The sequence below is a fragment of the Methylocapsa aurea genome (assembly GCF_000746085.1).
In the GTDB taxonomy this organism is placed as follows: Bacteria; Pseudomonadota; Alphaproteobacteria; order Rhizobiales; family Beijerinckiaceae; genus Methylocapsa; species Methylocapsa aurea.
Genome location: NZ_JQKO01000013.1, coordinates 1 through 20,981, shown reverse-complemented (window position 1 = coordinate 20,981; position 20,981 = coordinate 1). Strand labels below are relative to the sequence as shown.

The following is a 20,981-nucleotide window of genomic DNA, read 5'->3' as shown; positions in this document are numbered from 1 at the left end:
TGGAAACTGCGTTCGGAGCAAGGTTCCCTTAATGCCCGGTCTGGCGCCGGTATTTGCAGATTGCGCTTCCGGCTCTCGTCCCCCCGGCTTGAGCTGCGCGGCGTGCGGCGGAGCGAAAAACGCCAATAGCAATGAACATAGGGCGCGGCTAACGTGAAGCCAGGGGGACGCTGCGCGATCCGTGCGCTGCGAGCGCCTCCTGATCGGTTGATCCGATCAGGAAGGAACCGCTCGGATTTCAAAGGTTGGAGCATGTTCCAAGAGAACTGTCCCATGCGGGAGCGCTGAATGAAAATATCCCTGATCCAGATGAATTCGATCAGCGACAAGGCGCAAAATATCGCCGCCGCCGTCAGGCTGATCGAGCTGGCCGTCGCGCAGGAAAATCCGGATTGGATCGGCCTGCCGGAATGTTTCGATTTTCTCGGCGGGGATCGGGCGGACAAGATGGCGGCGGCCGAGACCTTTCCCGACGGGCCAGCCTATCGCGCGATGCAAGAACTTGCGCGCAAGCGCAAGGTGTTCATCCACGCCGGATCGATCCTGGAAAAGGCCGAAGAGAGCGAGCGCATCCACAATACGACTGTGGTCTTCGATCGCGACGGCGCGGAAATCGCGCGCTATCGGAAGATCCATATGTTCGACATTACCGCGCCCGATGGAACGGAATATCGCGAGAGCGCGGCCTTCGCGCCGGGCAAAGCGGTCGTGACCTATCTTTGCGATGATATGATCGTCGGCTGTTCGATCTGCTATGACATCAGGTTTCCGGAGCTGTTTCAGGCCCTGGTCGCCAAAGGCGCGGAAATGATCGCCTTGCCGGCGGCTTTCACCCTGCAGACCGGGAAGGACCATTGGGAGGTTCTCTGCCGGGCGCGGGCGATCGAGACGCAGACCTATTTCTGCGCCGCCGCGCAGACCGGGGCCCATGTCGCCGGCAATCAAACCCGGCATACATATGGCCATTCCCTCGTCGTCGATCCCTGGGGCCATGTCACCGCCAAGGCCTCCGACGGGACGGGGATCGTCTCGACGCGGATCGATCGCGCGATGGTCAAGAAAGTGCGCGAACAAATTCCAGTCGCGCGGCACAAGGTCGGGTTTGCTTGAGCCTTCGAACATGATGCGCTGGATTTTTCATTTTGAGGCGGCGCGTCGCCTCATCCATCGCGCCGCTATCGCCAGCCTTTTCGCAAGCCTCCTGCTCGCGAGCCCCATCGAGGCGGCGATGGTTTGGCGGCGCGGCGCGCTTGGCGATCCTGGATCGCTCGATCCGCACAAGGCCACGACCCTGATCGAAAGCAATGTCCTCTCTGAATTGTTCGAGGGCCTCGTCAGCCGCGACGCGCGCGGCGAACTCATCCCCGGCGTCGCGGAGAGCTGGAGCGCGAACGCCGACGCCACGGTCTATGTTTTCAAGCTTCGCGGCGATGCGAAATGGTCGAATGGCGATCGCGTCGCGCCGGAGGACTTCGTCTTCGCCTTCCGCCGTCTGATGAATCCGGCGACCGGCGCTCCCTACGCCAATATTCTCTACACGTTGAAGAATGCCGAAAAGATCAACAAGGGCGAGGAGCCGGTAGAGAGCTTGGGCGCGCGCGCGCTAAGCGACGCCGCGCTCGAAATCACGCTCGAACAGCCGACGCCCTATTTCATCGCGGAGCTGGCCCATTTCACCGCCCTGCCGCTGCATCGCAAGTCGATCGAAGCCTATGGGTCGGATTTTGTGCGCCCAGCCCATGTGGTCGCCAATGGCCCATTCATGCTGAAGGAGTTCACGCCCAACGACCGGCTGGTCCTCGTCAAGAATCCACATTTTCACGACGCGGCCCATGTCGCTCTCGACGCGGAAATCGTCACGCCCTTGGAGGACCGCGCCGCCGCGCTGCGCCGCTTCATGGCCGGCGAAATCGACTCTTATGACGATGTCCAGGCCGAACAGATCCCCTTCGTGCGCAAGCATCTCGCCCAGGCGTTCAAAGTCACCCAGAGTCTTGGCGGGTATTTCTACGCCTTCGACACCCGCCGCGAGCCCTTCGCAGACCGCAGGGTGCGTCAGGCCCTCTCGATGGCGATCGATCGCGAGTTCCTCGCCGAGCGCATCTGGGGCGGCGCCATGGAGCCGAGCTATGGCTTCGTGCCGCCGGGCATTTCGAGCTATGGCGCGCCCGCCTCCGTCGCATGGAGGCAGTTAAGCCTTTTCGAGCGGGAGGACGAGGCCAAGCGCTTGCTGGCCGAAGCGGGCTTTGGCGAGGGAGGCCAAACGCTCGAAGTGGAGCTGCGCTTCAACGCGGGGGGAAATCATCGGGCGACGGCCGTGGCGATCGCCGATATGTGGAAAGCGCTGGGGGTTGAGACCCGGCTGCTTGGCGTCGACGCCGCTAGCCATTACGCCTTCTTACGGGAGAAAAGCCCTTTCGATGTCGCTCGGTCGGGCTGGTTCGCCGATTTTCCCGATGCGCAGAATTTCCTATTTCTTGGCGAGAGCGACAACAAGGGGCTCAATGTTGCGAGCTTCGCCAACGAGGCCTACGATGCCTTGATGCATGCGGCGCGGCGCGAGCTTTCGCCCGAGCGCCGCAGCGCCATCCTGCATCAGGCCGAGGCCTTGATTCTCGACGAACAGCCCTATCTGGTGCTGATGACCTATCGATCGACCAATCTGGTGTCGCCGAAATTGCGGGGATGGGAGCAGAATGCGCTCGACGCCCATCATGGCCGCTATATTTCGATCGCGCCTTAGGTGGAATTAAAGCATTTTCGAGCGAAGTGGATACCGGTTCGCGTTAAGAAAGTACGACAAAATAACGAGCTATAGCTGCTTTCTGATTCCGCCGAAACCGAAAGCGCTCTAAGGTCCGCGCCAAGACAAATAGCGCCGCTCCTGCGCCCAACGCATTAGCGGTTTTGGCCAGGCACCCATAAAATATCGCCTTCGCCTTTGCGGTTTACATAGCGCGCCGCGACAAACAGGAAATCCGACAGCCGGTTGATGTATTTGAGGGCGGGTTCTCCGACCTGCTCGCCCGGCGCGTTGGCCAAGGCGACGATCAGCCGCTCGGCGCGGCGGGTCGCGGTGCGCGCCAGATGCAGGGCCGCCGCCGCCGCCGATCCTCCGGGCAGAACGAAACTCAGCAAAGGCGCAAGTTCGCGATTCAATTCGTCGATTTTGCGCTCGATGCGATCCACTTGCGATTGGACGATCCGCAGCGCGTCGCGATCCGGCGTCCCATCCGCCTGCGGCATGCAGAGATCGGCGCCAAAATCGAACAAGTCATTCTGCACGCAAAGCAACATGGCGTCGACCCTGGCGCAGTCGGGATCGTTCGCCGTCGCGACGCGGGCGAGGCCGACCATGCTATTGGCCTCGTCGATCGCGCCGATCGCTTCGAAGCGAAGATCGTTCTTGGCGCGCCGTTCGCCGGTGCCGAGCGCAGTGGTCCCGGCATCCCCGGTGCGGGTATAGATCTTGTTCAAGACGACCATGGCGGTGTGATCCGAAGCTTCAGGCGCGATACCACAATACGCCGATAATGATCAAAATGGCGAGGAACTGGAGACCGATTCGCCAACGCATCAGCTGTTGCGACAGGTTAGGGCTGCCGCCGCGAAGCAGGTTGACGAGGCCCGCAATGAGAACGATCACGACGGCGCCGACGGCGATGGCGACTAGAAGATTGCTGGCGGAGTGCATGTTGTTGCGATCCTCGATGAGGGTAGGGGCGCCGGCGGAGTTTGGCGCAGCGCCAGAGAGCGGTCGTTTCCGGCGGACTCGATGCTGAAGCGTGCTCCGAAAAAGTTGACTGACTTTTCCGACGGGAACATGCTCCAACTATTTGGAACTTAAAGCATATTTATCTTTTTTGCGGAATCGATTGTGCTCTCTGTCTCTTTGTGATGAGCGTGATCTTATCCAAGAATGCCGCAATTTCTTGGACAAGATCACGTTTTGGCGGCTTCCTTTTGGTCAGACAGGAAACAGCGCCGGCGCCTTAGTAGCGCCGAAGAAGGCGCTCCAGATAATCCATTTCGTCGCGCGGGCGCGCAGGCTCGCCGAGCCGGCGGCGCAATTCCTCGAGCACGCGCTGGGCGCGCTGCGCCGCCGGAACGCCCAACGGGTTGAAACGCGCTCCCGGATTGAACGCCCGTTCGCGGCCGCTCGGACGCCCAAGCGGATCGGCGCCTTCCTCGCCGAACTGGCCGTTTGGGCCTTGACCCTCTCCGTCTTCCCCTTCGCCGTCGGCCTCGCCGGAAGCTTCGCCCTCGCCTTGCCCGCGCATGTTTTCCGCGAGCTCCTGCGTCCCTCGCCGCAGGGCCTCGAGGGCGCGGCCCTGCGCATCCAGCGCCTCGTCGCCGCCGCCTGGACCTTGACCAAGCGCTTTTTCGGCCTCCTTCATCGCGCCATGCGCATCGTCGAGGCCAGCGCCCGCCTGTCCCGCCTGCTTCAAGCGCTTTTGCGCTTTTTCGAGGCGATCACGCAACGCCTGCTGGCGCTTGGCGAGTTCGGCTTCGCTGATTTGGACATCGGCTCCATTTTCGCCGCTTTCCGGGTCCTGATCGTCGCCGCTGTCCTGGTTCAGCAGTTCGCCTAAACCGGGTTGGTTCGGCAGCCCAAACTGGCGCCGCTGCCGCCTTTTTTGAGCTTCGCGGCTTTGATGGGTTTCGTCGCGAAGGTCCTGCTGCTCCTTGGTCATCTGGTCTAGTTCGTCGAGGGCGCGGCTCATCTCGCGGGCTTGCGGATTGCTCTTGCGGGGCCGCGCCATTTGCAGATTTTCGAGAATGTTTTGCAGGCGCTCGAGCATTTTCTGCGCATCGGCGACATTGCCCGAACGCGCCATCTCCTGCATTTGATCGAGCATGGCTTGAAGCTCTTTCGGATTGACCGCGCGGTTCCGGCTCTTCCCGGCCGCGGGATCGCTCTGCCCGGTCTGGTTCTGCTGCTGCTGCGCGGCGAATTCGCGCAAAAACTTATCCATGGCGGCGCGGAGATTTTCACTGAGCTTGCTGATTTCCTCCTCCGGCGCATTGCGCTGCAGCGCCTCTCGCAATTGTTGCTCGGCGGCGCGAAGATCGCGCTCGGCCTCGGAGAGATCGCCATTCTCGATTCGGAGCGCCATCGCCCAGAGGAGGTCGGCGACCTCGACGAGATCGCTGTCGTGGCGGGCCGCCGCCAGCTGATTCGAGGCGGCGCGCAGTCCGAGATAGACGCCAGCGCTTGTGCCGAAAGCCTCGGGCGCGATCATCAGCGCCTTGATCGCGGTCGCCACCCGGGCCGCGTCGCTGGGCGCGAGAATCAGATTGCGGCGCTGTTCGGCGAGGGCGCGGGCAAGAGGCTTGGCGAAGGGCTTTTGCGGCAAGACGATTTCGATCGAAGCGCTCTTGCCTTCATTGCCGCCCTCATCGCGCGCGACGAGAGTCATCTCGACGCGCGCGCCGGCCCAGGGATGTTCGGAAAGATCGATGGTCGCGTCAGCCTCGCCGGAGCGCTCGCCCGCGGAGGGTAAGGCGAGCGCGACCCGCGGCGGGTCCACGAGAGAACGCTTCGAGGGCTTTCCATTTTCAAGCAAGGGATTGGCGAAGAGCGCCTCCGCGTTAACGACGCCGTAATCGTCAGCGATCTCATAGGCGAGCGCGAGGGATCCCCGTGCGTTGACCTTAGGCGCATCGGCGAGGGCGATCGTCGGGGGGGCGTCGGGAATGGCGCGTAAATCAAAGGCGGCGGACCGCCCGCCGGCGGCGAGCGCGAGAGAAGCGTCGCCGCGCAGAACCAGCCGCGTTTCATTATCGCCTTTTGGCGGGGTCGCGGCCGGAACGGCCAAGGTCGCAGCCGCCGTCTCCTTGTCCTGCGCGGCCGGGACTAAAGCGCCGGTCGCCTCGAGGGTCGCCTTGCCGGCGGACGAGCGAATAATGACAACGGAGCCGGTCGGCGCCTCGATTTTGTGCGCCGCGTCCTGGCCGGTCGCGCGAGGATTCAGGACGATCGGCGTCTTGCCAGTATAGGCCGGCGGATCGATCCAGGCGTCGAGGCGGGCGTCTTCGCCATGAAAGCCGTCGAAGCGCCAATCGAAGGCCGCAGCGAGGCGCGCGTATCTCTCTGGGCCGGCGATGAAGCCGGTCGCGACAAGGCCGATAAGGATGGCGGCGCGCAAGGCGTATCGATCGAGATCGACCATGCGCGGCGAGGGGAGGCCGGTCCGCAGCGCGGCGACTATTTGCTCGGCGCGGCGGCGATGCAGGCTCCATAGGGCGCGCGTGGCGGGATCGGCGCCGCCATTGCCGAGCCGGTCCTCCAGAACCGCGGCCGGACGATGGCCGAGGCCGGAGATGCGATCGATCCGGGCCAGGGCCTCGCTCCGCGAGGGGAGACGGAATTTGCGCAGCGGGAGCAGCGCCAGAATGACGCCGACGGCGAGGAAAAGGCTCCCTAAGGCGCGCGCCCAATGCGGGGCCGCCAGCCATAGGCCGGTCCATGAGAGGCAGACAAAAAAGCCAAGTACGAACAGCGGCGGCGCGATAAGGCGCCATGACCGCTCGAAGAGGAGCACCGCATAGGCTTTCGCGACAAGCCGCTCCAGCCGCGAATTTGCCGCCGACGCGCCAAAGATCGGCGCCCCGCCAGCTTCGGCGTCACGCGAAGGGCCATTTCGCCTTGAAGGCTTTGGGCGTCCCAGTCTCAGCAAATCTGTCTCCAGAAGCGCGGCGGTCAAGCCATTCGCATTTTGGAAATGCTAGAGCGCTTTCAGATCCGATGGAATGAGAAAGCAACTGTCGGTCTTTGTTTATCGCATTTTCTTAACGCGAACCGGTTGCCGCTTCGCTTGAAAATGCTCGAGCGCGATATGGCAAAGCTAGCACGATGGCGGTCGCGCGCCAGCGCGCGTTCGACATATCTAGTCCAACCAAGCCGGAATCTTGTCGAGCCCGATCAATTCTTCGTAGGTTCGACGCGGGCGCACGATGGCGTAGCTTGCGCCATTGACAAGAACTTCGGGCGCGAGCAGCCTTGAATTATAGGTGCTGGCCTGAACCGCGCCATAGGCGCCAGCCGACATGATCGCCAGGAAATCGCCTGGCGCCGGCTCGGGCATCTTTCGCGCCAGCGCCAGATAATCGCCGGTTTCGCAGACCGGTCCGACAATATCGGCGGTGATCGTCGGCGCGCCAGGCGCGGGGCGGACGGACTGGACGTCGTGATGCGCGTCATAGAGGGTCGGGCGGACCATGTCGTTCATGGCCGCGTCGACGATGACGAAAGTCTTGGCCTCGCCCCGCTTGACGAAAACAACCTGTGTCACAAGAATCCCGGCGTTGCCGACAATCAGCCGGCCCGGCTCGAAAACAAGCTGACAGCCGAGGCCGCCAAGCTGGGCCCTGACGACATCCGCATAGCGCTCCGGGTGATAGCTGTCCGGGTCATCGCCCTCGCGATAGGGAATGCCGAGGCCGCCGCCGAGGTCGATATGCGCGATGTCGTGGCCATCCGCGCGCAGTAGGCGCACAAACTCGGCGGTGAGGCTGAAAGCGTCGTCGAAAGGGCCAAGATCGGTGATCTGCGAGCCGATATGAAGATCGACGCCAGCAACTTTGAGACCGGGCAGGCTGGCGGCTTCGGCATAGACCTCACGCGCGCGCGTGAGCGGGATGCCGAACTTATTCTCGGCCTTGCCGGTTGAGATTTTTGCATGGGTTTTCGCATCGACGTCCGGATTGACGCGAATGGCGATGGGCGCGACCGTGTTCTTGGCGGTTGCGAGGAGGGACAAGGCGCGAAGCTCGGGCTCCGATTCGACATTGAAGCAGAAAATTCCCTGATCGAGCGCGAAGGCCATTTCCGCCTGCGTCTTGCCGACGCCTGAAAAGGTGACCTTTTCGGCCGGCGCCCCCGCCGCCAGCGCCCGCCGCAATTCGCCCTCGGACACGACGTCCATGCCCGCGCCGAGCCGCGCCAGGGTCGTCAGCACGGCCTGGTTGGAATTGGCCTTCACGGCATAGCAGACGAGGCTGGGAACATCCGCGAACGCCGCCTTGAAGACCTCATAGTGGCGCGTGAGCGTGGCGCTCGAATAGCAATAGAAGGGAGTTTTGACCTCGGCCGCGAGGACGGAAATATCGACATCCTCGACATGCAGGACGCCGTCTTTCGTCTCAAAATGATGCATTGGCTGATACTGCGTCAGAGCAAGGGATCGAGCAGAAAGGGCTTTGGGGGCGGCTTTGCCACGGGCGCGCTAGGCTTGTCGGGCTCCTCCGGGTCCGGCGGCAGCGGCGGCGCCCCTGCTGCGCCCGTCGTCCCTGCGGCCCCCACCATGTTTGCTCTCGGAAAATCCACAAAATTTGTGGGGGCGCGATATTCATCCGGCCGGCCTGTGAGGGGCGCATTCGAGTGGGGAGCGCCAGGCGGCGGCTCAAGCGCTCCGCGCCGTCCGCAGCCGGACAGAGACAAGGCGAGCGCGGCGACAACCGCGGCGGCGTAAAGGTTTGAGCGCAAACAGAAAGTCACGAACCGGCTCCAGGAGGGGAGGCCACTATAGACGAGGCGCGGATGGAAACGAAATGTCCGATCATTGGCGTGGGTGCTCAGAATATGCTCTAGGCGTCACATGCCCCAGCGGCGGACAAACCAGGTTTTAACGAGATGGGTCAGCGTTGCGTAGCTCAACAGGAACGCCGCGACGATCGGCCAATAAAGCGGCGGCAAGGGCGTGAATTTTAGGGCTTCCCCGAGCGGGGTATAGGGCAGCGCGACGCCGATCGCGCAGATGATCAGCGACGTCGCGATGAGGGCCGGGCTGGCCCGGCTTTGGACGAAAGGGACCTTGGCTGTGCGGATGATATGGATGATGAGCGTTTGCGTCAGCAAGGATTCGACGAACCAGCCGGTTTGAAACAAGGTTGGATTGGTCCAGCTGTCGAACACATAGAGCATGGTGAAGAAGGTGGCGTAGTCGAAGATCGAGCTGATCGGCCCAATGAACGCCATGAACTTGAAAATATTGCCGATGTCCCATTTCCGCGGCGCTGCGAGATAGTCCTCGTCGACATTGTCGGTGGGGATCGCCGTTTGTGAGAAATCGTAGAGCAGGTTGTTGGTGAGAACCTGGATCGGCAGCATCGGCAGAAACGGCAGGAAGACGCTGGCGCCAAGCACGCTGAACATATTGCCGAAGTTGGAGCTTGCGCCCATCTTGATATATTTGGTGATATTGGCGAAGACTTTGCGCCCCTCGATAACGCCTTCTTGAAGAACCAGCAGATTCTTCTCGAGCAGGATGATGTCCGCCGCTTCCTTGGCGATGTCGACGGCGGTGTCGACCGACACGCCGACATCGGCGGCTTTTAGGGCCGGGCTGTCATTGATGCCGTCGCCGAGAAACCCGACGACATGGCCCTTGGCGTGAAGGGCGGCGATGACCCGGGCTTTCTGCGCCGGCGAGACCTTGGCGAAGACCGCAACCGATGTCGCGAGATCCGCCAAGGCGGCGTCGCTCATCTTTTCGATCTCCGGACCGAGCACGACGCGTTCAACTTTGAGACCAACCTCGCGGCAGATCTTGCGGGTGATGACTTCATTGTCGCCGGTGACGATCTTGACCATCACGCCGGACCGATTGAGGGCGGCGATGGCGGCGCCGGCGGTCTCCTTCGGCGGATCGAGAAAGGCTATATAGCCAAGCAGCGTCAGGTCGCATTCGTCATCGACGCTATAGCTTGGCTTGAGTGCGGCAATTTCCTTATACGCGACAGCGACGACTCGAAACCCGTCCTCGTTGAGCTCGCGCGTCTCCGCCTGCGCTTGGACGAGATGGCTGGCATCCAAGGCTCCAAGCTCTTCGCCGAGCTCATAGCGGTCGCAGACAGCAAAAACCTCCTCGACCGCGCCCTTGCAGATGAGGACATGCGTGCCGTCCTCCCGCGACAGAATGACGGACAGGCGCCGCCGCGCGAAGTCGAAGGGAATCTCGTCGATATTCTGGTATTGATGCTGCAAGTGAAGGTTCTTGCCGATCTCGACATGCTGCAGCACCGCCACATCGAGCAGATTCTTCAAGCCGGACTGATAATGGCTATTCAGATAAGCAAATTCCAGCACCCGTTCGCAGTCATTGCCGCGAATGTCGAGATGCCATTTGAGAATAATGCGGTCCTGCGTCAGCGTGCCGGTCTTGTCCGTGCACAAAATATCCATCGCGCCGAAATTCTGGATCGCGTGGAGGCGCTTTACGATGACCCGCTTTTTCGACATGGCGATCGCGCCCTTGGCGAGATTCACGGTGACGATCATCGGCAGCATTTCCGGCGTCAGGCCGACGGCGACGGCCACGGCGAATAAAAGCGCCTCGAGCCAATCGCCTTTCATGAAGCCATTGATCAGAAAGACCGCGGGAACCATCACGAGCATGAACCGGATCATCAGCCAGGTGAAGCGGTTGATTCCCTTGTCGAAGCTTGTCTCCTCGCGCTGTCCGGCGATCTTGTCGGCAAGCTGGCCGAAATAGGTTTTCGCGCCTGTATGCGCTATCACTCCAGTCCCAAAACCGCTGACGACGCTGCCGCCCATGAAGCAAAGGTTTGGCAGGTCGAAAGGATCGTCGATCTCCCCAACATGGAACGCCGTCGATTTTTCCGATGGCATGGCCTCGCCGGTCAGCGCCGCCTGGTTGATGAAAAGGTCCTTGGCGCTGAGGAGCCGCAGATCGGCTGGGATCATGTCGCCGGCGGAGAGCCGGACGATATCGCCGGGAACCAGACGATCCATCGCTATTTCGCTGAAGCCCTGAGATAGGTCCTCTCCGGCGGGGATTGCGGCGCCGCGCCGTTTGACGCTGGCCGTCGTCTTCACCATGGCGCGGAGTTTCGCGGCGGCGTTATTGGAGCGATGCTCCTGGATGAACGCCGTCGTGACCGCCAGGACGACCATGATCGCAATGACGACAGCAGCGCGGAAGTCGCCAAGGAAATAGGACACGACGGCGAGAGAGAGCAGCAAGGCGTTCAAGGGGCTCTTGGCGCACCCCCATATTTCCTTCACAACGCTGGGGCGGCCCTCCTTGGCTATGATGTTGGGACCGACCAAAGCCAGTCTTGCTTTCGCCTCGGCGGCGTCGAGCCCGTCTGGGGAGGCGCGGAGCATTGTCCAGATCGCTTTCTGGTCCGCCCGGCTTAACTCGAGAATTTCGCGCGAGAGACTAATGTCGGCATCGCGCATGCGTGCGTGGCGATCGGAGTCCTCATGTTGAAAGTTCAAGCGATCTAAGAAGCTTGGACGATTCATACGTGTCTTCTCCAATGTCGCGCTCGTCTAGAGCATTTTCGAGCGAAGTGGATACCGGGTCGCGTTAAGAAAATGCGACAAAACAAAGACCTAGAGCTGCTTTCTGATTCCGCCGAAACTAAAAGCGCTCTAGAGCATATTCCGAACAGATTGGTTCGATCTGTTCGGCGAGAATATGCTCAGACTTTTTAACACTGGGGCGATTTCTGATCGATCGAATGACTCCATTCGATCGGAAAGCGCTCCAGCGCTAGACTGGCGCCAGGCAGCAGCGCAGATCAATGTCTCGGTGGTCCGGCGCAAAGTATTTAGTGAGTCGTCGGGCTGAATTATTGCCAGTTCTTTTGAGCGCTCCAAGTGATATGAATGCCAAAATACGTTGTCAGCCGCCCGATGCAGAAATCAACGGCTATGGGCGGGCTTCCCAGGCGCGCGGAGAGCATTAGTGAAACTTCGGGTCGGCTATGAATTGCAATATGAATTTCCGCAACCCACGCCCCTGATTGCGATGTTGAATATCCATTACTCCCGCGTGGCCGACCTCGCGGCGCCTGATCATATCGTGATCATCCCCTCGGTTCCGATTTCCTGCTATCGCGACGGGTTTGGCAATTGGTGCAGCCGCATTGTCGCCCCGGCGGGCCATATGAGCCTGTCGACTGACGCTATCGTGACGGATTCCGGCCTGCCTGATGAGATCGCGCTCGACGCGGCCCAGATCGCGGTCGAGAAGCTTCCGGAGGAGGCCATCGTCTTTCTTCTCGCGAGCCGGTTCTGCGACAGCGATCGGATGCTGGATCTAGCTTGGACCTTGTTTGGCCATACCGCGCCGGGCTGGGCGCGGGTCCAGGCGATCTGCGATTACGTGCACCAGCGCATCGCATTTGGCTACGAACATGCGCGGGTGACGCGCACCGCTTCCGAGGCCTATCAGGAAGGGCGCGGCGTCTGTCGCGACTATGCGCATTTGGCCGTCGCCTTCTGCCGGGCCTTGAACATTCCGGCGCGCTATTGCACAGGCTATCTTGGCGACGTCGGCACGCCGCCGCCCTTTCCGCCGGGCGATTTCGCGGCTTGGTTCGAGGCCTATCTTGGCGGCCGTTGGCATACATTCGATGCGAGGAACAATACGCCGCGCATCGGAAGGGTGCTGCTGGCGAGGGGACGCGACGCCGCCGACGTCGCCATCGCCACGACCTTCGGCCCCAACACGCTGACCAGCTTCCGGGTCTGGACAGACGAGATTGCGGAGGGGCCGGCGTAAGCCGGGGGCTGGATCCGGACGACGCGAATAATTCTCGCCCCTCCTGCTGGGGCGCTCTGGCAGGCTTCTCCCGGTACTTATCGCGCTATTTTCGCTTTATTTTTTCTTGGGCGGAGTCGCGATCTTCAAGAGCGAGGGGGCGGCGGCCGTTTCCTTCGGTTTCTCTTTCTTGGGCTTCTTGGCTTCCCGGTTGCCGCGAACTTGACCTTTGGCCATCGTCATTCTCCTTCAAGGAGGCTCGCTGGCTGCGAGCATAGCATCACCCGATCGGCGGGTGTTCCGGTTCTGCAAGCAGGCGTTCGAAATCGGCCAGGACATCCGCGATCAGCTTGACCCGCCTTGGATCTTCCGCAGCGGGCGTCTGCGCGAACAGGGTCAGCAGGTAGCGGGCCTTGGCGACGGCGTCCTGCCAATGCGCGGCGGGAGCAGCCCCAAGAAAATGCTCCAGTTCATCCTGTCGCGCGCGGAGCGCAACATGGTCCGCCTCGACAGCCGCGATCAGACGGCGGATTTGGGTCGCCTTCTGCGCCGCCATGCCGCGTCGACCGTCGAGGTCGATCGTCTTTTCGGTCATGATGCGCCAACTTTCATTCGGCGTCTATCCGCCGAGAGATGCGCCGAGCAATCGGAATTTCAACGAACGCGTGCCGCCTTCTTGAATATACCATCGCGCGCGCCGGAGCATCATATATCTCCGCCATCGGTTTGGCTTCGCGCCAAAGCCGGCGTTAGTTCTCCCCAGTCCGGCGGCCGAAGTCGGGGGCGGCGGTTTCCTGCCCTTGTTCGATGATGCCGCGCCGGATCGCCCTTGTGCGGGTGAACAGATCAAACAGGCCTTGACCGTCATCGCGCCGGATCATCCGCTGAAGCGCGGTCAGGTCCTCGTTGAAGCGGCCGAGCATTTCGAGCACCGCCTCTTTGTTGTTGAGGAAAACGTCGCGCCACATTGTTGGATCCGATGCGGCGATGCGGGTGAAGTCGCGAAACCCTCCGGCGGAGAATTTGATGACTTCCGATCGGGTCACTTCTTCGAGATCGGCGGCTGTGCCAACGATATTATAGGCGATGAGATGGGGCACATGGCTGGTGATCGCGAGCACCAGATCATGGTGCGCCGGCGCCATGACTTCGACATTGGCCCCGGCCGCGGTCCAGAAGGCCGAAAGCCGCGCGAGCGCCTTCGGATCGGTTCCCTCCGGAGGGGTCAGAATTGTCCAGCGATTGAGAAAGAGGGTGGCGAACCCGGCGGTCGGGCCGGACTGCTCGGTGCCAGCCACGGGATGGCCGGGAATAAAGTGAACGCCCAAGGGCAGATGCGGCGCGACCGCGCCAATGATCGACGCCTTGACCGAACCGACGTCGGAGACAATCGCGCCAGGCTTGAGATGGGGCGCGATTTCTTCGGCGATTGCGCCCATCGCCCCGACCGGCGCGCAGAGAATGACGAGATCGGCGCCCTCCACTCCCGCGGCGGCGGTTTCCGCGACCTCGTCGGCGATCGCAAGCTTGCGCACCGTTTCGCGGACGGCGGGGGATGCGTCGGCGGCGACGATGGCGCGGGCGAGCCCTTTGCGGCGGCACGCATGGGCCAGGGACGAGCCGATGAGTCCGATGCCGATGAGCGCTGCCCGTTCAAACAATGGCTCGCTCAGCGGAGCCCCAAGACCATCAGGCACGCGCGGGGTTTCCTAACTGGACGAAATCCCGAAGGCTGGCGGAGACGAGGCGATTGGCTTCCTCGGATCCGACGGTGAGGCGCAGGCAATGCGGCAGGCCGTAGGACCCGACCGCGCGCAGGATCAGCCCGCGCGCGGTGAGAAATTGATCGGCGGCCTGCGCCTCGGCTTCGTCCTTGAAATGGAGCAGGAGAAAATTGCCGACGCTGGGGGTTATCTCGATCCCAAGCGCGCCGATTTCTCTCGTCAGCCAGGCGAGCCATTCCGCGTTATGGGCGATCGCCTTGGCGATATGATCGGCGTCTTGCAGCGAGGCGATCCCGGCCGCGAGCGCGGCGCCATTGGTGTTGAACGGCGGGCGTATCCGATTGATCGCGGCGCAGATGTCGAGCGGCGCATAGCACCAGCCGAGCCGGACGCCGGCCAGACCATGGATTTTGGAAAAGGTCCGGGTCATGACCACGTTTTCGCTTGCCGAGACAAGCTCCAGGCCGGCCGAATAATCGGCGCGGGTCACATATTCGGCATAGGCCGCGTCAAGCACAAGGACGACGTCGGAAGGCAGGCTCGCCTTGAGCCGCTCGACTTCGGCGATGGGCAGATAGGTTCCTGTCGGATTGTTCGGATTGGCGATGAAGACCATCTTGGTCTTCGGGCCGACCTTGGCCAGAATGGCGTCGACATCGGTCGTAAGGTTCTTCTCTGGCGCGACGACGGGAACGCCGCCAGCCGCGAGAATGGCGATCTTATAGACGAGAAAACCGTGCTCCGTGAAAATGCCTTCGTCGCCAGGGCCGATATAGGCGCTCGCCAGAAGATGGATGATTTCATCCGATCCCGCGCCGCAGACGATTTTTTCCGGGTCGACCCCGAACCTTGCCCCGATCGCCGCGCGCAGAGCGCTCGCCGAACCGTCCGGATAGATGTCTAGCCGGTCGCCGAAGGCGCGAAAGGCTTCCCGCGCGCGGGGCGATGGACCAAGCGGCGTCTCGTTCGAAGACAGCTTGAAAACCTTGGCGGCGCCCGGCGCCGCGCTCTTGCCTGGGACATAGGGATCGATGCTGAAAACGCCTTCGAGCGGGCGCGGCCGCGCGGCGGGCTCGATTTTGGTCATGCAATGAGACTCCGAAAAAGAGTGATTACGCCGCCTCGCCTCGATCCGACTGGTCGCGACTTGCCGCGCCGCAATCCAGGCAATGCTGGCCCTCGGACATATCGAAACGCGCCGCATGGCTGCCGATTTCGGCGATCCTCGGCTCGGTCGCGCCGGCGGAAATGAGAGCCTGCCGCAAGGCCTCCGGTCCGCCGCCTCGGTTCGTCGCGACCAGAAGCGAGAGGCCAAATCCATCGGCGGCGTTGCCGACGATCTCGGCCCCGAGCGCGCCGAGACTGGAGGGCAGATTGTCCAGCCAACGCTCCAGCGTCACGGCGTAGAGCACGACGTCGCGCACGGCGGCCTCCGCAAGGGGCTGGGCGATCACGAAGAGCGGCATGCCGGCCGGATGATCCGGACGCTCGACGAATGGCAGCCGGGCGATGATCTTCGGCGCCCGCGGATCGATGAGCTTGCGCCACCATGGCCCCGACGCGGCGCCGCCTTCGACGCGCACCATGCCAAGATCGCCGCTGGAATTGGCGACGGCGTCGATGACGCTGGCGGCGCCCAGATGGACCACATAGGGAACCGTGAAGCCGAAATGAAATCGGCAGCAATCGCGCATCGCCGCGTCGCCGCCCGAAATATCGGCGTGAACGCTGTAATTCGCCTGAACGAAGGTAAAGGTCGAGATGATGATCCGCCAAATGCTCTCGACAGTGTCGAGCGGCAGCAGTCCCTCGTGCCGGGAGACCAACCCGCGCATCATGTCCGCCTCGCGGCCGGGCCGGAACGCCGACCCTCCGCCCTGCCGGGCCTTGGCTTCGATGAGCCGGTGGATGATCTCGCCGCGCTCCATCAGCAGCCGGTGCAGGTCCGCGTCGATTCGATCGATCTCAATTCTGAGATCGGCCAAGGTCTCGCGACGGGATGAACTTGTCATTTTCGCGCTGGCTCGCAGGGGCGTTGACCTGTCTTAGAGCATTTTTTGGCGAAGTTGCAATTAGAGCGTTGCGCGACCGGGAGGAATCGCTCGGATTCCATGCGCATGCTCAGGTTCTTGCAACTGGAGCGATTTCTGATCGATCGAACGATTCCATTCGATCGGAAAGCGCTCTAATCCGCGCGGCGGCCGCAAAACCCGAGTTCGGCGACGTTCCAGATGATGATCGCAACGAGCAAGGCGTCGAGCCCCGCGACATACCAATAGGACAGTGTTTCCGCGACGCGCGGCTGCAGCCAATGCGCCGCGCCGCTCAAAAGCGCGAAAAACGGCAGGAGTCCCGCCAGCCCCGCGGGCCGGCCGCGATCGCGCCAGCGCTTGGCGCTGAGATTATAATGGCTGATCGCGATCAGGAGAATCGTGAAAGCGTAAAACAGCAGATAGACGAAGGCGGCGATGGTCGCCCAGGCGAAGAACGGCGTGGCGGCGAGGTCGCGCTGCGTGAAGGGCGCGACGACAAGCCAGATGGCGGTGAGAAGGACGAGGATGGCGCCGAGCAGCGCCGTGCCTTGACGCCATGTTTTCGCATCGATCACGCCTTGATCGGTGCGAAACAGAAAGCGCGCGCGCTCCGCCGCTGGAAGCTGCGCCATCAATCCCTCAAAAGCTCGTTGATCGCGGTCTTGGAGCGGGTCTGCGCGTCGACGGTCTTGACGATCACGGCGCAGTAGAGCGAGGGGCCAGGCGCGCCATCGGGCAAGGGCTTGCCTGGCAGATTGCCGGAGACCACGACGGAATAGGGCGGAACGTAGCCGATGTGTATGGCGCCGCTGGTCCGGTCGACGATCTTGGTCGAGGCTGAGATGAACGTGCCCATCGAGACCACCGCGCCTTGCCCAACGATCACGCCCTCGACGATTTCCGACCGCGCGCCGATGAAGCAATCATCCTCGATGATGGTCGGATTGGCCTGCAAGGGTTCGAGCACGCCGCCGATGCCGACCCCGCCGGAAAGATGCACATTCTTGCCGATCTGGGCGCAGGAGCCCACCGTCACCCAGGTGTCGACCATGGTTCCCGAGTCGACATAGGCGCCAAGATTGACGAAGGAGGGCATCAGGACGACGCCCGGCGCAATATAGGCCGAGCGGCGCACGACGCAATTGGGCACCGACCGAAACCCGGCCGCGGCGTGCTCCTTCGGTCCCCAGCCGTCGAATTTGGAGGGCACCTTGTCCCACCAGGAGGCGCCGCCGGGGCCGCCGGAAATCGCCGCCATGTCGTTGAGGCGGAAAGACAAAAGCACGGCCTTCTTCAGCCATTGATTGACCTTCCAGGAATTTGGCCCCTCCGCGCTGGGAATTTTCTCGGCGACCCGGAGTTTTCCCGCGTCCAACAGATGGAGGGCCGCTTCGACCGCCTTGCGGATGTCGCCCTGGGTCTGCGCATTGATGGCGGCGCGATCCTCGAAGGCGGCGTCGATGATGGTTTCGAGGGCGGTATGCGTCATCGGCTGGTCTTTCGTTCGGCGGATTTGTTGGGGCGGATCGGCCTTCTGCGGACGATCCATGGGTTAAGGGTTTCGATCAAAGTAATCAATGCGCCAGCAACGCTCCAGCGTAACTGTTTCGGCGGGGCTTTCGGCATTCACCCATTGCTTTCGTCGATCGGCATATTGGCCATGATCTCGATCAGAAAGGCTTCGAGGTCGCTGGTGACGAAATCGACATGGGGCGGCGCGACGTCGCCGGAGATCTCGAAGGCTTCGCGATGATCCTTCTGGCCGGGTTTGGGTACGACAAGGGCCGTCGTCATTCCCCTCTGGTGCGGAACGATCAGATTTCGGGCGAGATCCTCGAACATCACCGCCCGCCGCGGATCGACCGCGTGTTTGTCGAAGAACCGCTCATAGGTCGCGGCCTCCGGCTTGGGCACGAAATCGGCGGCGGCGATGTCGAAAATATCCTCGAACATGGCATGGAGGCCAAGCGCATGCGCGGTGCGCAGAGCGTGATCGCGCGATCCATTGGTCAGGATCAGCTTGCGCCCCGGCAGCGCCGTGATGGCGCTTGCGAGCGCGAGATTGGGCAGGAGGGAAGAGCGGTCGATGTCATGAGTGAATTCCAGGAATTCCTCGGCGCTGACGGCGTGTTCCTGCATCAGGCCCCGCAATGTCGTCCCATAGCGTTGATAATAGTATTTTTGCAGCGCTCGGGCCGACATGCCGTCGAGGCCGAGGAGATGGGCGAGAAACAAGGTGATGCGGGCGTCGATCTTGGGCCAAAGGTCGCTGTCGGACGGGTAGAGGGTGTTGTCGAGATCGAACACCCAAGTGTCGATCCGCGCGAACGCATCGATCCGCGCGTATGTCTCTACGGTCGAAGAAGGATCGACGGGCACAGGGGAATCGGCGTCCGGCGCAGCTTCGCGCTCCGGACCTGGCGCGGCGTTCCGCTCGTCCGACAGCGCCGCTTCTGATGGATCGTCCAAGAACCGTTTCGTTTTGCTCACCTCTTGATCAATGTTCCCGCGCCATGGTCGGTAAGAAGCTCGACCAGCACCGCATGCGGGCTCTTGCCGTCGAGGATGACGACGCCTTCGACACCCTGTTCTAGGGCGTAGATGCAGGTCTCAACTTTTGGAATCATCCCGCCGGTGATGGTGCCATCGGCGATCAGGGCATGGATCTCTTCGACGCGCAATTCCTTGATCAGGCTCCCTTTCTGATCGAGAACGCCAGGCACGTCGGTCAGGAACAGCAGTCGCTTGGCCTTGAGCGCGCCGGCGATGGCGCCGGCAAAGGTGTCGGCGTTCACATTATAGGTCTCGCCGTCGTCGCCTTGCGCGATCGGCGCGAGGACCGGAATAAGCTCGCGGCCGAGCACTTGGTCGAGCACGGTGGTGTCCACTTTGGCCGGTTCGCCGACAAAGCCGAGATCGACCGCCTCGCTGGTCGGCGGGGCCTTATTGGCGATGACCATATTGCCATCCTTGCCGCAAAGGCCGATCGCCCGGCCGCCCTCGGCATTGATGAAGCCGACGATCTGCTTGTTGATCGAACCGGCGAGGACCATTTCGACGATCTCGATCGTCGCCCTGTCGGTGACCCGCAGACCGTCCGAAAACTCGGACTTGATGCCGAGCTTGCGCAGCATCGCGCCGATCTGCGGGCCGCCGCCATGAACGACGACCGGATTGACGCCGGATTGTTCGAGCAGAACCATATCGCGGGCGAAATCGCGGCCGACCTTGTCATCGCCCATGGCGTGGCCACCGTATTTCACTACGACGATCGCATCGTCATAGTGCAGCATATGCGGCAAGGCCTGCATCAAGATCGCGGCCTGTTCTTGAGCCTTCGCTTGGGCGCGGGAGTCAGTCGCGTCGTTCATTGATTCTCGTCCAGTGAAACCTTCACGGTGAAACGTCCGGGCTGAAACGTCCAGCTTGAATCCATTGCTCTATCTATCCGCTCGTTGTGACAGGCTCAACGCGGAGCCGCGCGGTCTTTTTGGCGGCGGAGGAGGGGCTGGCGCCGTCAATTTCCGCGTTCGGCGAGCAGCCTTGCGATCGCCGCGCGAAGCGCGCCGATGCCCTCGCCGGTTTGGGATGAGGTGAAGATCGCCTCCGGGAAAGCGGCCGGGCGCTTATCCAGCGCTTTGAGCGTCGCCGCGATGCGCTCGTTCTGCTCGGCTCCTTTGACCTCGTCGCGCTTGGTCAAAACGATTTGATAGGACATGGCCGAGCGATCGAGGAGATCCAGCATTTCGAGGTCGACCGGCTTCAAGCCGTGGCGGCCATCGATCAGAACGAAAACCCGCAGCAAGCGCGCCCGGCCGCGCAAGAAATCCTGCATCAGGCCGGTCCAGGAAGCGATTTTCGTCTTGGAGGCTGCGGCATAGCCGTAGCCGGGCATATCGACAAGGCGAAGCTTGGAAGCCTCCGCATCGCCGCCAAGGGCGAAGAAATTGAGCTCTCGCGTGCGCCCTGGCGTATTCGAGGTGCGCGCCAGCGCCTTGCGATTGGTCAGCGCGTTGAGGAGCGAGGACTTGCCGACATTGGAGCGCCCGGCGAAAGCGATCTCCGGCGCGCCCGGCGGCGGCAATTGCCCGATCGCCGCCGCCGCCCACATGAATGCGCAGTCCTCGGCAAAAAGCTTGCGGCCGATTTCGTCGTAGTCGGGGCCGGCGCGCTGCATTTCCGCCGCGGGGTCCAAGCGCTGTCCCGCTGGCTGGTCCAGGGCTTGGGTCATTTCAGCTTGCGGCTTTTTTTCGGAATGTATTGACGAGATTGTCCCAGAGTTCGATTTTGACGCCGGCCTGTTTCATGATCATGGTCTGCTGGAGGACGGAGAGGATATTGTTCCAGGTCCAGTAGATGACGAGGCCGGAGGGGAAGCTGCCGAGGGTGAAGGTGAAGACCACCGGCATCCAGGTGAAGACCTTCCGTTGCAGCTCGTCGGCCGGCTCCGGATTGGTCTTCATCTGGATGAACATCGTGACGCCCATGATCAGCGGCCAGACGCCGAGCGCCAGGAACGAGCCGAACACCGGCAGCGCGGTCGGATCGAACGGCAGCAGGCCGAACAGGGTGAAGACATTGGTCGGGTCGGGCTTCGAGAGATCCTTGATCCAGCCGAAAAACGGCGCCTGCCGCATTTCGATGGTGATGAACAAGACCTTGTAGAGCGCGAAAAACACCGGCAGCTGGATCAGGATCGGCAGGCAGCC

At 62.1% G+C, this 20,981-nt stretch carries 19 protein-coding genes; 3 read left to right on the top strand and 16 right to left on the bottom strand.

Annotated features, from left to right (window positions below; all coding sequences use genetic code 11):
* The first annotated feature begins 288 nt into the window (after window positions 1-288).
* The gene (locus DL86_RS10270; protein WP_036260947.1) at window positions 289-1,110 is read left to right on the top strand and encodes a carbon-nitrogen hydrolase family protein; all 822 of its coding nucleotides are present in this window, start codon (window positions 289-291) and stop codon (window positions 1,108-1,110) included.
* Between the two features lie 10 nt (window positions 1,111-1,120).
* Window positions 1,121-2,743: a peptide ABC transporter substrate-binding protein gene (locus DL86_RS10265; protein ID WP_342585864.1), complete on the top strand. Its 1,623-nt coding sequence runs from the start codon at window positions 1,121-1,123 to the stop codon at window positions 2,741-2,743.
* Window positions 2,744-2,898: 155 nt separating this feature from the next.
* Here the strand turns inward: DL86_RS10265 and DL86_RS10260 are convergent, their stop codons facing one another.
* The 6 genes from DL86_RS10260 to mgtA form a co-directional block, all read right to left on the bottom strand.
* Complete coding sequence (locus DL86_RS10260) at window positions 2,899-3,486, bottom strand: cob(I)yrinic acid a,c-diamide adenosyltransferase (protein ID WP_036260945.1); 588 nt, start codon at window positions 3,484-3,486, stop codon at window positions 2,899-2,901.
* Between the two features lie 19 nt (window positions 3,487-3,505).
* Window positions 3,506-3,694: a twin transmembrane helix small protein gene (locus DL86_RS10255; protein WP_036261140.1), complete on the bottom strand. Its 189-nt coding sequence runs from the start codon at window positions 3,692-3,694 to the stop codon at window positions 3,506-3,508.
* 298 nt (window positions 3,695-3,992) lie between these two features.
* Entirely contained in the window at window positions 3,993-6,707 is a 2,715-nt protein-coding gene (locus tag DL86_RS10250) for a TIGR02302 family protein (RefSeq protein WP_245276336.1), read from the bottom strand.
* Between the two features lie 183 nt (window positions 6,708-6,890).
* Window positions 6,891-8,159: a diaminopimelate decarboxylase gene (lysA, locus tag DL86_RS10245; protein WP_036260943.1), complete on the bottom strand. Its 1,269-nt coding sequence runs from the start codon at window positions 8,157-8,159 to the stop codon at window positions 6,891-6,893.
* A gap of 14 nt (window positions 8,160-8,173) precedes the next feature.
* On the bottom strand, window positions 8,174-8,500 hold the full coding sequence (gene lptM / locus DL86_RS10240) for an LPS translocon maturation chaperone LptM (RefSeq protein ID WP_156964574.1): 327 nt from the start codon (window positions 8,498-8,500) through the stop codon (window positions 8,174-8,176).
* 96 nt (window positions 8,501-8,596) lie between these two features.
* On the bottom strand, window positions 8,597-11,206 hold the full coding sequence (gene mgtA, locus DL86_RS10235) for a magnesium-translocating P-type ATPase (protein WP_245276335.1): 2,610 nt from the start codon (window positions 11,204-11,206) through the stop codon (window positions 8,597-8,599).
* A 511-nt stretch (window positions 11,207-11,717) separates the two neighbouring features.
* Between mgtA and DL86_RS10230 the strand changes: the two genes are divergently transcribed.
* Window positions 11,718-12,536 (top strand): transglutaminase-like domain-containing protein, encoded by an 819-nt coding sequence (locus DL86_RS10230; protein ID WP_036260940.1) that lies wholly within the window; start codon window positions 11,718-11,720, stop codon window positions 12,534-12,536.
* A gap of 259 nt (window positions 12,537-12,795) precedes the next feature.
* Here the strand turns inward: DL86_RS10230 and DL86_RS10225 are convergent, their stop codons facing one another.
* The 10 genes from DL86_RS10225 to yidC all read right to left on the bottom strand — a co-directional run.
* Window positions 12,796-13,110 (bottom strand): hypothetical protein, encoded by a 315-nt coding sequence (locus DL86_RS10225; RefSeq protein ID WP_036260939.1) that lies wholly within the window; start codon window positions 13,108-13,110, stop codon window positions 12,796-12,798.
* 154 nt (window positions 13,111-13,264) lie between these two features.
* Window positions 13,265-14,212: a prephenate/arogenate dehydrogenase family protein gene (locus tag DL86_RS10220; protein ID WP_036260938.1), complete on the bottom strand. Its 948-nt coding sequence runs from the start codon at window positions 14,210-14,212 to the stop codon at window positions 13,265-13,267.
* Window positions 14,205-15,326 (bottom strand): pyridoxal phosphate-dependent aminotransferase, encoded by a 1,122-nt coding sequence (locus DL86_RS10215; RefSeq protein WP_036260937.1) that lies wholly within the window; start codon window positions 15,324-15,326, stop codon window positions 14,205-14,207. Before DL86_RS10215 ends, DL86_RS10220 begins: the two co-directional genes overlap by 8 nt.
* A gap of 25 nt (window positions 15,327-15,351) precedes the next feature.
* Complete coding sequence (locus tag DL86_RS10210; RefSeq protein ID WP_051953148.1) at window positions 15,352-16,251, bottom strand: chorismate mutase; 900 nt, start codon at window positions 16,249-16,251, stop codon at window positions 15,352-15,354.
* Between the two features lie 173 nt (window positions 16,252-16,424).
* Complete coding sequence (locus tag DL86_RS10205; RefSeq protein ID WP_036260936.1) at window positions 16,425-16,904, bottom strand: hypothetical protein; 480 nt, start codon at window positions 16,902-16,904, stop codon at window positions 16,425-16,427.
* On the bottom strand, window positions 16,904-17,761 hold the full coding sequence (dapD, locus tag DL86_RS10200; RefSeq protein WP_036261130.1) for a 2,3,4,5-tetrahydropyridine-2,6-dicarboxylate N-succinyltransferase: 858 nt from the start codon (window positions 17,759-17,761) through the stop codon (window positions 16,904-16,906). The genes DL86_RS10205 and dapD overlap by 1 nt, the downstream gene beginning before the upstream one ends.
* A 137-nt stretch (window positions 17,762-17,898) precedes the next feature.
* On the bottom strand, window positions 17,899-18,651 hold the full coding sequence (locus DL86_RS10195) for a pyrimidine 5'-nucleotidase (RefSeq protein WP_084572846.1): 753 nt from the start codon (window positions 18,649-18,651) through the stop codon (window positions 17,899-17,901).
* A gap of 107 nt (window positions 18,652-18,758) precedes the next feature.
* Window positions 18,759-19,643, bottom strand: a complete 885-nt coding sequence (gene argB / locus DL86_RS10190) for an acetylglutamate kinase (RefSeq protein ID WP_036260935.1) — start codon at window positions 19,641-19,643, stop codon at window positions 18,759-18,761.
* 146 nt (window positions 19,644-19,789) lie between these two features.
* Window positions 19,790-20,449, bottom strand: a complete 660-nt coding sequence (gene yihA / locus DL86_RS10185; protein WP_036261125.1) for a ribosome biogenesis GTP-binding protein YihA/YsxC — start codon at window positions 20,447-20,449, stop codon at window positions 19,790-19,792.
* A gap of 55 nt (window positions 20,450-20,504) precedes the next feature.
* The coding region (gene yidC / locus DL86_RS10180) for a membrane protein insertase YidC (protein ID WP_036260934.1) at window positions 20,505-20,981 on the bottom strand (477 nt) is incomplete at its 5' end.